The 13,074-nt window shown below is 74.4% G+C and carries 12 protein-coding genes; 10 read left to right on the forward strand and 2 right to left on the reverse strand.

Features of this window, described 5'->3' with window-relative positions; all coding sequences use genetic code 11:
- Positions 1 to 138 precede the first annotated feature (138 nt).
- From L6E12_RS31660 to L6E12_RS31675, 4 genes are all read left to right on the forward strand, one after another.
- Positions 139 to 1,263: a glutamate--cysteine ligase gene (locus tag L6E12_RS31660; RefSeq protein WP_236231591.1), complete on the forward strand. Its 1,125-nt coding sequence runs from the start codon at positions 139 to 141 to the stop codon at positions 1,261 to 1,263.
- Positions 1,264 to 1,570: 307 nt separating this feature from the next.
- Positions 1,571 to 3,070 (forward strand): CYTH and CHAD domain-containing protein, encoded by a 1,500-nt coding sequence (locus L6E12_RS31665; protein WP_236231592.1) that lies wholly within the window; start codon positions 1,571 to 1,573, stop codon positions 3,068 to 3,070.
- A gap of 70 nt (positions 3,071 to 3,140) precedes the next feature.
- A complete protein-coding gene (locus tag L6E12_RS31670; protein ID WP_236231593.1) occupies positions 3,141 to 3,686 on the forward strand; it encodes a hypothetical protein in 546 nt (181 codons plus the stop codon).
- A 29-nt stretch (positions 3,687 to 3,715) separates the two neighbouring features.
- A complete protein-coding gene (locus tag L6E12_RS31675) occupies positions 3,716 to 5,044 on the forward strand; it encodes a sodium:proton exchanger (protein WP_236231594.1) in 1,329 nt (442 codons plus the stop codon).
- Here the strand turns inward: L6E12_RS31675 and L6E12_RS31680 are convergent.
- Positions 5,020 to 5,436, reverse strand: a complete 417-nt coding sequence (locus tag L6E12_RS31680; protein WP_236231595.1) for an STAS domain-containing protein — start codon at positions 5,434 to 5,436, stop codon at positions 5,020 to 5,022. The genes L6E12_RS31675 and L6E12_RS31680 overlap by 25 nt on opposite strands.
- Positions 5,437 to 5,578: 142 nt before the next feature.
- Between L6E12_RS31680 and L6E12_RS31685 the strand changes: the two genes are divergently transcribed.
- From L6E12_RS31685 to malQ, 3 genes are read left to right on the forward strand one after another with little or no spacing between them, the layout of a single operon-like run.
- Complete coding sequence (locus L6E12_RS31685; RefSeq protein WP_236231596.1) at positions 5,579 to 6,121, forward strand: hypothetical protein; 543 nt, start codon at positions 5,579 to 5,581, stop codon at positions 6,119 to 6,121.
- 43 nt (positions 6,122 to 6,164) lie between these two features.
- Positions 6,165 to 7,559, forward strand: a complete 1,395-nt coding sequence (locus L6E12_RS31690) for a DUF2867 domain-containing protein (RefSeq protein ID WP_236231597.1) — start codon at positions 6,165 to 6,167, stop codon at positions 7,557 to 7,559.
- A gap of 18 nt (positions 7,560 to 7,577) precedes the next feature.
- Positions 7,578 to 9,491, forward strand: a complete 1,914-nt coding sequence (gene malQ, locus L6E12_RS31695; protein WP_236231598.1) for a 4-alpha-glucanotransferase — start codon at positions 7,578 to 7,580, stop codon at positions 9,489 to 9,491.
- Between the two features lie 557 nt (positions 9,492 to 10,048).
- Here the strand turns inward: malQ and L6E12_RS31700 are convergent.
- A complete protein-coding gene (locus L6E12_RS31700; protein ID WP_236231599.1) occupies positions 10,049 to 10,645 on the reverse strand; it encodes a hypothetical protein in 597 nt (198 codons plus the stop codon).
- Positions 10,646 to 10,734: 89 nt separating this feature from the next.
- Between L6E12_RS31700 and L6E12_RS31705 the strand changes: the two genes are divergently transcribed.
- The 3 genes from L6E12_RS31705 (at position 10,735) to L6E12_RS31715 (ending at position 12,964) form a co-directional block, all read left to right on the forward strand.
- The gene (locus L6E12_RS31705; RefSeq protein WP_236231600.1) at positions 10,735 to 11,304 is read left to right on the forward strand and encodes a TetR family transcriptional regulator; all 570 of its coding nucleotides are present in this window, start codon (positions 10,735 to 10,737) and stop codon (positions 11,302 to 11,304) included.
- A gap of 245 nt (positions 11,305 to 11,549) precedes the next feature.
- A complete protein-coding gene (locus L6E12_RS31710; protein ID WP_236231601.1) occupies positions 11,550 to 12,743 on the forward strand; it encodes a cytochrome P450 in 1,194 nt (397 codons plus the stop codon).
- 2 nt (positions 12,744 to 12,745) lie between these two features.
- On the forward strand, positions 12,746 to 12,964 hold the full coding sequence (locus L6E12_RS31715) for a ferredoxin (protein WP_236231602.1): 219 nt from the start codon (positions 12,746 to 12,748) through the stop codon (positions 12,962 to 12,964).
- Positions 12,965 to 13,074 lie beyond the last annotated feature (110 nt).

A 13,074-nucleotide genomic window follows, 5' to 3' on the forward strand; every position in this document is an offset into this window, starting at 1 on the left:
TGCTCGAGCAGCACCGTGCCGTCGTCGGCGTCGTCGGCGGCCTCCTTGCCCGCCGATCACGAACCCGGCCGTGGGCGTGACGCCGGGCGCTGAATGGGTACTCCTCACCCCAGCAGCTCAAAACGAGGAGGACAGCGAGTGACGATCGACTCGACCACGTTGACCGTGGGCGTGGAAGAAGAATTCTTCCTCGTCGACTCGGCGGGCAGGCTCGTCGACCAGGGGCCGGAGACCGCCGAGCGCGGGGCTGCGGCCGTCGATGGCGACCCCGACCTGAAGCCGGAGCTGCTGCGGGCCATGGTGGAGTCGGCCACCGGCATCTGCCACAGCGCACAGCAGGTCGCCGAGGAGCTGACCGAGCTGCGGGTGGCGCTGGCGGACGCGGCGCGCGAGCAGGGCGCGCTGCTGGTCGCCACCGGCACGGTCCCGCACCAGCAGCCCGACTTCGCCTCGGTCGGTCCCGGCGCCCGCTACCGGCGGATCACCTCGCACGTCGGCGAGTTCATGTTCTCCGGGATGACCTGCGGCTGCCACGTCCACGTGGGGGTGGAGGACACCGCGACGGCGCTGCGCGCGGCCAACCACCTGCGGCTGTGGTTGCCCGCGCTGATCACCGTATGCGCCAACTCCCCGTTCCAGGACGGGCGCGACACCGGCTACGCCAGCACCCGGCACCTGCTGTGGGAGCGCTGGCCGTCCGCGGGCCCGCCGCCCTACCTGGACTCCGTGGAGCAGTACGAGGAGCTGGTGGAGGGCCTGCTGGCCACCGGGGCGATCCTCGACCGCAAGATGGTCTACTTCGACGTCCGCCCGTCGGACGACCACCCGACGGTGGAGACCCGGATCAGCGACGTCGCGCCCACCCCGCGCGAGGCCGCGCTGCTGGCCGTGCTGGTGCGCACGATCGTGGCCGAGGCGCTCGACAGCGACCGCGACTTCCCCCGCGTGCCCACCCAGGTCGTGCGCGCGGCGCAGTGGCGGGCGGCCAAGGACGGGTGGGGCGCGGTCGTGCCCGACCCGTGGGCCGACGGGCACCGCCCCGCGCCGGAGATCTTCGCCGACCTGATCGCCAGGCACGCACCCGCGCTGCGCCGCTCCGACGAGCTGGAGTTCGTGCAGTCGACGCTGTCCTCCCTCGAGAAGACGGGTGACGGCGCGACCCGCCAGCGGGCCGCCGGGATCGACGGTGTGGTGGCGATGCTCGCCGCGCAGACGGCCGACACGAGCATGTCGGGGTCGCGCTCGGTGGGTGCTTCGCGGTGACCACCGCGGGCGTCGGATCGCGGTAGCCGGAGCTGGTTGGTCAGCGGGGCGCGCGGTCCCTCGATCCGACAGGGGGGACAACCCGGGAAACCGGGTTGTCCCCCCTGGTTTTTTTGCCGGTCCAGTACCGGTGCCTGTGGTGCACGGGGGTCGTGGAAGGCCCCGGTACTGACCATCGTGGACGATCGGTGCCGGGGCGGGCCGGTCCCGCTCCCCGCCGTTCCTCACTCGACAGGGGTGTGAACCCCGGAGAGCCCCACCCCGGCGCCGGCTCACGCGATGTCCGGATCGGTGTCATAGTGGAACGATGGGTGCCCAGGTGGTCCGCGAGACCGAGCGCAAGTACGAAGCCGACGCCGACTTCAGCCTCCCCGACCTGGTCGGGGTGGGCGGGGTGACCGCCGTGCGCGGGCCGGAGCGCAGCGACCTCGACGCCAGTTACTTCGACACCCAGGACCTCCGGTTGGCGCGGGCGGGCATCACGCTGCGCAGGCGCACCGGCGGCGGCGACGCGGGCTGGCACGCCAAGCTGCCGGTCGGCCCGGACACCCGCGACGAGGTGCGCTTCCCGCTGGGCCGGGCCAAGAAGACCGTGCCCGCCGCGCTGGCCGCCCTGGTCCGCGCGCACACCCTCGACGAGCCGCTGGTGCCGGTGGCCCGGATCGTCACCCGCCGCGACGAGTGGACCCTGCTCGACGCCGACGGCGAGCAGGTCGCGCTGCTGGCCGACGACCACGTCACCGCCGTGCCCACCGACGGCAAGGCCGCCACCTGGCGCGAGCTGGAGGTGGAGGCCACCGACGCCGCCGCCCTCGACCCGATCGGGGAGGCGCTCGGTGCCCGGCCGTCGTCGTCGGCGTCCAAACTGGTTCGGACGCTGGGCAAGAAGGCCCGCCGCCAGCAGCCCCCGGCACTGCCCAAGCACCCCACCGCCGGTGAGGCGGCCCTGCTGTACGTGCGCGAGCGGTTCGACGACCTGCGTGCGCACGACACCGGGGTCCGCCTCGACGCCGAGGACTCCATCCACCAGTTCCGGGTCACCTGCAGGCGGATGCGCAGCGCGTTGCAGGCGTTCCGGCCGCTGTTCGACGCCGACCGGGTGGCCGCCCTGCGCGAGGAGTTCCGCTGGCTCGGCGCGGAGCTGGCGCCCGCCCGCGACGCCGAGGTGCTCCAGGAGCACCTGCTCGCGGAGGTCGAGCGGCTGCCGACCGAGGTCGTGCTCGGCGGGGTCGCCGCCCGGCTGACCGCCGAGTTCGCCAGGGTCGGCGCGGACGCGCGTGGCTCGGCGCTGGCGGTCCTCGACGGCGACCGGTACAAGGCCGTGCTGGTCGACCTGGCCGCGTTGCTCGCCGACCCGCCGTTCACCGCCAAGGCCGCCCGGCCCGCCGCGGGCGAGCTGCGCAAGGCCGTGCGCAAGTCCGCCGACCGGCTCACCGCCTCGGTGGAGGCCGCCGACACCGCCGCGTCCCCCGCCGACCGCGACACCGCGCTGCACCAGGCCCGCAAGGACGCCAAGAAGGCCCGCTACACCGTGGAGGCGGTGGACCCGGTCCTCGGCCGCGAGCTGCGCAAGTGGCGCAAGCGGGTGAAGGGCGTGCAGACCGCGCTCGGCGTGCACCAGGACGCCGTCGTGGCCCGCGAAGCCCTGCGGGACCTGGGGGTCCGCGTGCACCTGGAGGGCGACAACGCCTTCACCTACGGCCTGCTGTGGGCCAGGGAGGACACCCGCGCCCACACCGCGGAGGCCGAGTTCGTCGCGGCCTGGGCCAGGCTGTGCGGGTCCAAGGGCCCCCACCTGCCGGGGTGAACCCGGTTTCGTCTTAGGCCACCTCGGGTAATCCCCTGTCGGCAGGGACTCCACCGAAAGGGGCTGGGACGTGGACGACAGCGCGTACATCTTGTTCTTGATAGTGAGCGTCGCCCTGGTACTGGTCGACGGTCAGGTCATCTACCGCAGTGGACTGCGGTACCTGACCGACACGCAGGGCAGCGAGCAGCAGTCGGCCAAGTCCATGGCGCGGATGGTCTCGGTCCTGTTCCACATCGCGGTCCTCGGCCTCGTGCTGCTGATCTCGACGCTGGACGTCGGCGGTGACAGCGCGATGGAGGTCGTCGTGCTCAAGCTGGGCATCGTCCTGCTCCTGCTGGCGCTGGCCCACTTCGCCACCCTCAAGATGCTCAACCGGATGCGCGACCGGCTGGACGCGGAGAACCTCACCAAGAAGCGCTACGACGCCCGTGGCGAGGAGCGCCCGGTCTCGCCCAACCCGGACGTCCCGGTGCGGCACGAGCCGGTGATCACCAACGACCCCACCACCCCCGCGCGGTTCAAGGCCGTGCAGCCGGGTGACCCGGAGATCCCCACCACGGTCCAGGAGCGGCGCGGTCCGATCGAACGCCCGATCCTGCCGGAAAAGCGCTGAACACCGGGCAGCTCCAGGAATCGCGGCCCATGCTCTCCCGGGCCGCGATTCCGCTGTGGGCGGCGGTCGCGCTCACGGTCCCCGGTGTTTTCCTCGGTGCCACCGGCACCCACATCGCCCCGCCGGTCGACGCGGTCCTGTTCGGGATCGCGGTCGTCGGCGCGGCGTTCGTGCTGTCCTGGGTCGCCGAGGCGGTCCAGCTCGACATCTCCCCGGGCCTGGCGATCACCCTGCTGGCGCTGATCGCCGTGCTGCCGGAGTACGCGGTCGACTTCGTCTTCACCGCCGAGGGCGGCAACGCCTTCGCCGAGCACGGCCCCACCTGCCTGCCGCCCGACGCCGCCGAGGGCACCGAGTCGCCGTGCGGGCTGGCGCTGGCGAACATGACCGGCGCCAACCGCATCCTGGTCGGCATCGGCTGGGCCGCGGTCGTGCTCATCGCCACCTGGCGCATCCACCGCAACCGCGTCGCCGGGGACTCCTCCGAGGACCCGGGGCGCAAGGCCCGCTCGCCCAAGCAGGCCACGGTCTCCCTGGAGCGCACCGACTCCGTGCCGCTGGCGTTCCTCGCCCTGGCCACCCTCTACTCGCTGACGCTGCCGCTGCGGCACACCATCACGATCGTCGACGCCGTGGTGCTGGTCGGCATCTTCGTGCTCTACGCCGTGCGCGTCGCCAGGGCACCCGCGGGCGACCCGGACCTCGACGGCGTCGCCGCGGTGGTCGGCGGGCAGTCGAAGACCGCCCGCCGCGTGTGGTGCCTGGCGATGTTCGCCTTCGCCGCGGCGGTGATCCTGCTGGTGGCGGAGAACTTCGCGCACTCGCTGGTGGAGACCGGCACCGAGCTGGGCGTCAGCCAGTTCCTGCTGGTGCAGTGGGTGGCGCCGCTGGCCTCGGAGGCACCGGAACTGCTGGTGGCGGGCCTGTACGCCTGGCGGCTCAAGACCACCGACGCGCTGGCCACGCTGGTGTCGTCGAAGGTCAACCAGTGGACGCTGCTGGTCGGCACGCTGCCGATCGTGTTCGCCATCGCCGCGGGCGGGCTCAACGGGCTGCCGCTCGACGGGCCGCAGCGCGAGGAACTGCTGCTGACCGCCGCGCAGTCGCTGTTCGCGGTGACGCTGCTGCTCGGGCTGACCATCACCGTGCGCGGCGCGCTGACGCTGCTCGGGCTGTTCCTCGCCCAGTTCGTGCTCGCCGCCGTGCTGCCCGCGTCGGTCAAGGGCATCGAGCTGATCGCGCTGTCCGGGGTCTACCTGGTGCTGGCCCTGATCACCATCGTGCGCAGGCGCCACCACGTCCGGCGGCTGCTGCGCGACGGGTACCGCACGCCCTACCGGGAGCTGGCGGACGCGTAGCGGGCCAGGGCGCTGCCGAGGTCGGGGTGGACCCGGAACCTCGGGCGCAGGCCGGTGATCTCCAGCGGGCGCAGCACCGAGCGCCGGTCGGCCACCACGTGGAACTCCACCGCCCTGGCCTCGGCCCGGTCGCGCACGCGCACCAGCGCGGACAGCCCGGCCGCCGCCAGGAAGTCCACTTCGGACAGGTCGACCACCAGGGCCAGCGGGTCGCCGGTGTCCAGGGCCCGCTCCAGCAGCTCGCGCAGCCGCGCGGCGGTGCCCAGGTCGACCTCGCCGGAGACCGTCACCAGCACCGCCCACCGGCCCTCGGTCGAGACCCGGACCCCCAGCGCGGGGCGCCCGCCCCGGCGCGGACGGGGCAACCCGCCCCCGGGTGCGGCAGCAGCCATGACGTCCTCGGTTCCTCGGGTGATCGGGCGAGAGGGGGCACCGGCAGCATAGGCCACGTTTGCCCCAGGGCAAGGAACTGCGTGCGCGGGTTGACCCGAAGGTCGCAGGTTCGCCACCGATCGGCGGTGGTACCCACGCAGCGTGGTCACGTCACTGCTCTCCGCGCGCGGGTACCGGTCGGCCTGGGTGGCCGTGGCCGGGGCGTCCGGCTTCACGGGCCTGCTGCTCGGTGTGGTCCTCACCGGGACCTGGTCGCTGGTGATGATCCTGGCCACAGCGACCTGCCTGGCCGTGGCCTGCTGCGCCGCCGCCGAGGACCTCGCCGACCGGCCGGTGCGCCTGCTGCCCCTGGTGGCGCTGCTGACCGCGGTGTTCGTCGCAGGCACCGGGCTGGTGCTCGCCCTCGGCGGTGCCGCGGTCGCGCTGCTGGTGTGCCTGGCGGTCACCGGCCTGCCGCTGCTGGGCCCGCGCCACCGCTTCCTCGACACCGCTGAGCTGCGCGGGCGCTGGGAGGCGGGCGCGCGGGCGCTGGCCGAGGCGAGCACCCCCGGGGAGGCCGCCGCCGTGGTCCGCGACCGCGCGCGGTGCCTCGACGAACTGGAGCGCCGCGACCCGGACGGGGTGCGGCGCTGGCTGTCCTCACCCGACCCGTCCGCTCGCTTCGGCAGCACCGACCCCGCCTGATCACGCCGGGCGAACGGGCGCCCCCGCTGCGATAGTTGGTCCGGTGAGCACATGTCTGGTCATCGGCGCGGGCGGGTACATCGGCAAGCCCCTCGTCGCCGCGCTGCGCGCCGCGGGGCACGAGGTCCGCGCGATGGCCCGGTCCCTCGACCCGGCGCACCTGCCGCTGGACGTCATCCCGATCCGCGCCGACGCCCGTGACCCGATGGCGCTGTCGGCGGCCATGGCGGGTGTCGACGTCGTCTACCACCTCGTGCACTCCATGGACAGCACCGACTTCGCCGACACCGACACCGTGATCGCCGACACCGTCGCCGAGGCCGCCGCCGCGGTCGGCATCCGGCAACTCGTCTACCTCGGCGGCCCGCGCCCGACCGGCCCGGAGGTCTCCCCGCACCTGGGTTCCCGCGCCGACGTGGGCGACGCGTTCCTCGCCGCGCCGACCCCCGCGCTGGTCCTGCAGGCGTCGATGGTCATCGGGGCGGGCTCGGCGAGCCTGGACCTGCTCTCCCACGCCGCGCGCTTCGCCCCCGTGGTGCTGCGCCCGCCGTGGATGGGCAACCGCAGCCGCCCCATCGCCCTGGCCGACGTGCTGTTCCACCTGGTGGACGCGGCGGACCGGGAACCGGTGAACCTGGTGGTCGACCTCGCGGGCCCGGAGACGCTGACCTACCTGGAGCTGGTCCAGCGCTACGCCCGCATCGCGGGCCTGCCGTGGCGGCTGCCGGTGCCGGTGCTCGTCGTGCCGACCGGCCCGGCCGCCGCGGCCGCCGCCGCGCTCAGCGACCTGCCCCGCCCGCTGGTGCGCGCCCTGCTGGAGTCGCTGCGCCACGACCTCGTGCCGGACCCGGCGAACGTCGCCCCCGCCCCGCCCGGCGGCGCCACCGGCCTCGACCGGGCGCTGCGCGACGCCCTCGGCCTGCCGGTGCCGGTCGGCCCGCCCACGACCGCCCCCGGCATCCGCGTCGACCGCCGCGAACTGCGCGTCCACGCCACCGAACCCGCCCTCTGGCGGGTGATCACCGACATCGGCGGCCGCGGCGGCTGGCACACCGTCCCCGGCGCCTGGACCCTGCGCGGCGCCCTCGACCACCTGCTCGGCGGCATCGGCCTGCACCGCGGCCGCCCGGCCGAACTCGCCCCCGGCGACGCGGTGGACAGCTGGACCGTCGTCAGCCGCGACGACGCCGACCGGTCGCTGCTGCTGCGCGCGGACATGCGCCTGCCCGGCCGGGCGTGGCTGCGGCTGCGCGCCATCGCGGGGACGGCGCCGGGGGAGTGCCGGTTCGAGCAGACGGTGACCTTCGTGCCCGACGGCCTGCCCGGCACCCTGTACTGGCTGGCCCAGAAACCCGCGCACGACGTGGTGTTCGGCATGATGGCCCGCGGCATCGCCAACGCCGCCGAGCGGGCCCCCGGTCCGGTCGCTGCCCGCTGATCTCCGAAAGGGTCCACAGTGGACGAATCTCTGGCCGCCCTCGCCGCCGCGCACGGCGTCGCGGTCTCCTACGAGAACGGTGACCGCGAACAGGTCGAGGTCGACCCGGACGTGGTCGTCGCCGTCCTCGCCCAGTTGGGCGTCGACCCGGGCGACCCGCCGGTCACGCGGGGCGCGGGCGTGCCGACCGTGGTGCGCCAGGGTGCGCCGGTCGCCGTCGGGACGGGCGTCGTGCTGCTGGAGGACGGCGGCGAGGTGCCCGTGTCCGGGGTGCTGCCCGCGGACCTGCCGCTGGGCTGGCACCGGCTGCGGGTGGGGGAGCGGGAGACGTCGCTGGCGGTCACCCCCGCCGCGCTGCCGCCCGCGCCGCGCACCTGGGGGTGGATGACCCAGCTCTACGCCCTGCACACCCCCGACTCGTGGGGCATCGGCGACTACGCCGACCTGCGCTCGTTCGTCGCCGCGGCGGTCGCGGACGACGCCGGGGCGGTGCTGGTCAGCCCGGTCGCCGCGCCGAGCCTGGTGCACCCGGTGCAGCGGTCGCCGTACTCGCCGTCGAGCAGGCGCTTCCTCAACCCGATCCACCTGTCGGTGACCGAGACCGACGCGTTCCGGGCCGCGTCGGCCGACGTGCGGGAGCGGGTCCGCGCCCTGCGCCCGGACAACCCGGAACTGGTCGACCACGACGCGGTCTGGCGGGCCAAGTCGGCGGCGCTGGAACTGCTGTTCTCCACCACCGCCCTCGTCGACTCCCTGGAACTGGTCGACCCCGGCACCGGTCCGGTCGAAGCCGATCCCGGCCTGCTCGACTACGCCACCTTCGCCGCCCTGGCCGAGGAGCACGGCGAGGACTGGCGCGAGTGGCCGGAAGCGCTGCGCAGGCCGGACTCCGCCGAGGTCGCCGCCGAGCGCACCCGCCTGCACGCCAGGGTGGCCTTCCACGTGTGGGTGCAGGGCCTGTGCTCGCGGCAACTGGAGCAGGTGCACGCCGCCGCGTCGGGGATGGCGGTGGGCGTGGTCCACGACCTCCCCGTGGGCGTCACCCCCAGCGGCGCGGACGCCTGGTCGCTGCGCGACGTCCTCGCCACCTCGGTCACCGTGGGCGCCCCGCCGGACGCGTTCAGCCCGCTGGGCCAGGACTGGGTCCTGCCGCCGTTCCGCCCGGACCGCCTCGCCGAAGCGGGCTACCTGCCCTTCCGCGACATGATCCGGGCCGTCCTCCGGCACGGCGACGGCATCCGGGTCGACCACGTGGCGGGCCTCTGGCGGCTCTGGTGGATCCCGCCGGGCGAGACCGCCGACCGGGGCACCTACGTGCACTACGACGCGGAGGCCATGCTGGGCGTCCTGCTGCTGGAGGCCCACCGGGCAGGCGCGGTGGTCATCGGCGAGGACCTGGGCACGGTCCCCGAGGAGGTCACCGACACCCTCCGCGCCCGCGGTGTCCTGAGCTGCTCGGTGGCCTGGTTCGAGCGCGACGCCGACGGCAGGCCCCGGCCGCCCGCCGACTGGCCCGCCCAGGCCGCGGCGAGCGTGTCCACCCACGACCTGCCCACGGCCCTGGGCTTCCTCACCGGTGACCACGTGCGGGTGCGGGCCGACCTGGGCCTGCTGTCCGACCCGGCGGCCGAGGAACTGCGGGCGGCCGACGAGCGGGCGGAGATCGTGGGCCTGCTGGAGTCGGAGGGGCTGGTGGCGCCGGGCGCGTCCGCCGAGGAGGTGGTGGACGCCCTGCACGTCCTGCTCGCCCGGACCCCGTGCGCGCTGGTGTTCGCCGCGCCCGCGGACCTGATCGGCGAGGCCAGGCAGCCGAACCTGCCGGGCACGGTGGACCAGTACCCGAACTGGCGCATCCCGCTGCCGCTGCCGGTGGCGGACATCTTCACGCACCCGGCGGTCCGCCGCGCGGTGGCGGAGTTCAAGAAGCGGTAACCGATGATTCGCTATTCTATATCTTGATAGCGGGATTGGTCGGTGTGGAGTTCGTGTGGGCGGGGGCGGCCTGGTCGGTGGAGCTGGGTCGCCTCGGGAATCCGCGCTGTCCTGCGGGGCCGCGCTGCCGGGTGGGGCTGCGCTGCCGGGTGGACTACGCCGTCCGGTGGACTGCGCCGCGTCGTCGCTGGGGTTGGGCGACCACAGCGGCAGACCGGGGTGCCCGGTTGGCGGGCCTGGGCGTCGGTCGGCAGAGGCCGGTCAGCGGAGCGGGGGTCGCCGAATGCCCGCTGGTGCCTGGGTGGCCTGGTGGGTGGGGAGTGGCGGTGGGGTCGGGGTGGGAGTCGTCCCCCAGGGTTACTTCTTGGCGGGTTTGATCTTCTCCGCAGGCGTGTCCTGCTGCTCGGGGACCGGGCTCACACCCTGCTCACGGCTGAGTTCGGTGTAGATCGGGTTCGGGTCGGTCTCCAGCACAGTCGCCTCCTCGGCTTGGTCGTGACGAGCCCGGGTAACCGTTCCGGTTCGGTTTCACACCTGATCGGCCCAGAAAGTTTCGCTCAGTTGGCGGTTGCGCTGGTCACGGCGAGCAAATCCAGGTAGCCGGTGCTGGCCTGCCACAGGGCGTCGGCCACCGGTTCGATCTTACCGGGGCGCCAGCGGCGGTCCGCGTAGTCCGCGGTGCGGGTGATGAGGGCCTGGTGGCTGATGGCCAGGTCGGCGGCCAGGCGGGCCGGGAGGTCCGCGGGCGCCGCCGTGCGGACGTCGGCGCCCCGGCCGTCGCGGAGGGCGTCGAGGACGTGCTGGTCGGTGCCGTCCCCGACGGACCACACGCGGGCGGGGCGGTCGATCAGGTGGTTCCAGACGGGGGCGTGCGCGGAGCGCCAGCAGACGCGGAAGGGAAGCTGGGGGAGGCGGACCGCGTTGCCCCAGTGGCGGGAGCCGGAGGGCTCGGTCAGCCAGGGCACCTCCGGCACCGGCAGGTCGACGGTGAGGGCGACCAGGATGGTCTCCAGGTCGCGGGCGGGGCCGAGGATGTCCCCGGCCACCCACAGGCCGGTCACCTTGAGGGGGAAGATCGAGTCGGGTTTGGCGGCCATGTCGGCGCAGGTGGTCGCCAGGGCTTCGACGTGGTGCACGGCGCGGTTCCACTTCACCCGGACATCCTGCCCCGGCCCGCGCGTGTGGTTCCCTGGCGCCCCACCACCGCGCGCCCGCCGGGCCGCACCGAACGAACGGGGAGCAGATGACCGAGGGCGACCGGACCCGCAGGCGCGACGCGGCGGCGACCAGGCAGGCCCTGCTCGCCGCCGCGGCCGAGCTGTTCACCGCCCGCGGCTTCGACCGCACCTCGGTGCGCGACATCGCCGCGCTCGCCGAGGTCAACCAGGCCCTGGTGTTCCGCTACTTCGGCTCCAAGGAGGAACTGCTCGGCGCGGTCCTCACCGCCCCGGGCCGCGAGATCGTCGCCACCACCCCGCCGGAGGAGCTGCTCACCCGCCTGGTCGGCGAGATCTTCGCCGGGGAACCGGGCGGCCCGGGGGCGAACCTCCTGCTGATGGCCCTCAGCGGCCCCCAGGACGGGGGCGCGGCGGAGGCGCTGGACCGCGAGGTGGCCGCGCCCCTGCGCGCCGCCCTGCGCAGCCTCACCGACGCCCCGTCCGCCGACCTGCGCGCCGAACTGGTCTGCGCCTGGCTCCTGGGGATCGCCCTGGTGCGCCAGATCCGCCTGGACGGGCCGGTCGCCAAGACCGACCCCGCCGAGGTCACCCCGGTGGTCCTGGACGCGGTCGCCCACCTGCTCGGCAACGGCTGACCGCCCGCTCCCGCCGCGCCCCGGGGTGATCCGCCCGGTTCGCTCCCCGCCGTCCGGATCGCCCCCGGAAGTGCTCTCTGACCACCTCTGCGGTCCGGGGGGTGCATCGGCGCAGCTCACCCGCCTGTCGGGTCTCACCCACGGGCTATCACTGTCCGCGCTCGCGCGTTGACGCTGCGCTCCGGCGGACGTACGTTGTCAGCGGCTGCTTACACCACGCCCGTCATCGTCGAGGGGACCCCGAATTGACCACCGCGGACGAACGCGTCGAGAGCTACCCGTTCAACAGGCCCGAGGGGCTGGAGCTGTCCCCGCGCTACCGCGAGGCGCGCGAGGCGCCCGGCATGATCAAGGTGCGGCTGCCCTTCGGCGAGCCCGCCTGGCTGGCCACCCGGTACGAGGACGTCCGGCTGGTGCTCGGTGACCGGCGGTTCAGCCGGGCCGCCGCGGCTGAGCACGACGAGCCGCGCAGCCAGCCCTACCGGCGGCCCGGGGGCATCCTGGCCATGGACCCGCCCGACCACACCCGGCTGCGGGTGCTGGTGGCGGGCGCCTTCACCGTGCGGCGGGTCGAGAAGCTGCGGCCGTGGGTCCGGGAGATCGCGGGCGGGCTCGTCGACGACATGGTCGCCGCGGGTGGACCGGTGGACCTGGTCGACTCGTTCGCGCTGCCGCTGCCGGTGCAGGTCATCTGCGAGCTGCTCGGGGTCCCGGCGCAGGACCGCGACCGGTTCCGGGTGTGGAGCGACGCGCTGCTGTCGACCTCCTCGCTGACCGAGCAGGAGTCCGCCCGCAACCACGCGGAGCTGCGCGCCTACATGGGCGGGCTGGTGGAGCAGCGCCGGGCCGAGCCGCGCGACGACCTGATGTCGGCGCTGATCGCCGCCCGCGCCGACAACGTGGACCGGCTGACCGAGCTGGAGCTGGTCGACCTGTGCGTCGGGGTGCTCGTCGCCGGGCACGAGACGACCGCGACGCAGATCCCGAACTTCGTGCACGTGCTGCTGGCGAACCCGGAGCGGTTCGCCGAGCTGGTGGCCGAGCCCGCCAAGGCGCCCGAGGTCGTCGAGGAACTGCTGCGTTTCGTCCCGCTCGGGGCGGGCGCGGCCTTCCCCCGGTACGCCACCGAGGACGTCGAGGTGGGCGGGGTGCTGGTGCGGGCGGGGGAGCCGGTCCTGGTGTCGGTGGGCTCGGCCAACCACGACGGCGACAGGTTCCCCGACCCCGACGAGCTGAGGTTCGACCGGACCGAGACCTCGCACCTGGGCTTCGGGCACGGCGTGCACCACTGCCTCGGCGCACCGCTGGCCCGCCTGGAACTCCAGGAGGCGCTGCGCGTGCTGGCCGTGCGGCTGCCCGGGCTGCGCGAGGCGGCGGAACCGGAGTGGAAGACGCAGATGCTGGTGCGCGGCCCGCGCCGGATGGTGGTGGACTGGTGAGCATGAGCTGGACGATCGCGGTCGACGACAAGGCATGCCTGGGCTCGGGCATGTGCGCGGGCGCCCGCCCGGACGTGTTCGCCCTCGACGGCGCGCACGCCAGGGTGCTGGTGGACTCGGTGGAGTCGGACGAGGGGCTGCTCGACGTGGCGGACTCCTGCCCGGCGGCGGCCATCGTGGTGACCGACGCCGACGGCACCGAACTGGCCCCGCGCGACTGACCCGGCCCAGGGCGTGTCCTCAAAGCCAAACACATCCACCCAGCCGGGCACACCAGCAAAATCCCGGGCTTTGAGGACACGGCCCAGCAGCGTCGACGGCCCGTCGCGGC

The organism is Actinokineospora sp. PR83, assembly GCF_021056305.1.
GTDB lineage: Bacteria > Actinomycetota > Actinomycetes > Mycobacteriales > Pseudonocardiaceae > Actinokineospora > Actinokineospora spheciospongiae.

Coding starts and splice junctions, on each gene's coding strand:
- L6E12_RS31715 (WP_236231602.1), top strand. CDS start 12,746: ATGAGCTGGACGATCGCGGTCGACGACAAGGCATGCCTGGGCTCGGGC.
- L6E12_RS31675 (WP_236231594.1), top strand. CDS start 3,716: ATGCTCTCCCGGGCCGCGATTCCGCTGTGGGCGGCGGTCGCGCTCACG.
- L6E12_RS31680 (WP_236231595.1), bottom strand. CDS start 5,436: ATGGCTGCTGCCGCACCCGGGGGCGGGTTGCCCCGTCCGCGCCGGGGC.
- L6E12_RS31705 (WP_236231600.1), top strand. CDS start 10,735: ATGACCGAGGGCGACCGGACCCGCAGGCGCGACGCGGCGGCGACCAGG.
- L6E12_RS31665 (WP_236231592.1), top strand. CDS start 1,571: ATGGGTGCCCAGGTGGTCCGCGAGACCGAGCGCAAGTACGAAGCCGAC.